This window comes from Pseudomonas paracarnis (assembly GCF_904063055.1).
Taxonomy (GTDB): domain Bacteria; phylum Pseudomonadota; class Gammaproteobacteria; order Pseudomonadales; family Pseudomonadaceae; genus Aquipseudomonas; species Aquipseudomonas paracarnis.
In genome coordinates, this window is the sequence record NZ_CAJFCN010000056.1 from 1 (window position 1) to 538 (window position 538).

General features: G+C 47.0%; 2 tRNA genes and 1 rRNA gene. All 3 read right to left on the bottom strand.

What is annotated here, in order from left to right:
- Positions 1 to 210 precede the first annotated feature (210 nt).
- Positions 211 to 286: transfer RNA gene (locus JMV15_RS27860), tRNA-Ala, on the bottom strand.
- Between the two features lie 30 nt (positions 287 to 316).
- A tRNA-Ile gene (locus JMV15_RS27865) sits at positions 317 to 393 on the bottom strand.
- Positions 394 to 474: 81 nt separating this feature from the next.
- Positions 475 to 538, bottom strand: a 16S ribosomal RNA gene (locus JMV15_RS27870); the annotation flags it as partial.

Sequence of the window (538 nt, forward strand, 5' to 3'; positions counted from 1 at the left end):
ACATTCGCCGAAAATTCGAATTTCTCAGTTAAGAGAACTCACAAATTTTACCTTAGCCTGATCCGTTACCAGTGAAAGTAACGTTCAGTCTATCTTTCTATCACATACCCAAATTTTTAAAGAACGAACTAGTCAAAGACTAGAAATCAACATTCACCATCACAACGATGGAATGCTCATTTCTAAGCTTTATACAAACAGAAGCAGTAGTGGTGGAGCCAAACGGGATCGAACCGTTGACCTCCTGCGTGCAAGGCAGGCGCTCTCCCAGCTGAGCTATGGCCCCGTATTTCTACAGGCGTTTCCCACACAAAATTGGTGGGTCTGGGCAGATTCGAACTGCCGACCTCACCCTTATCAGGGGTGCGCTCTAACCAACTGAGCTACAGACCCAATTTCGGGCTGCTTCTTTCGTCTTCTTCAATGAATCAAGCAATTCGTGTGGGAACTTATGGAGCAGCTGATGTCGTCGATTAAGGAGGTGATCCAGCCGCAGGTTCCCCTACGGCTACCTTGTTACGACTTCACCCCAGTCATG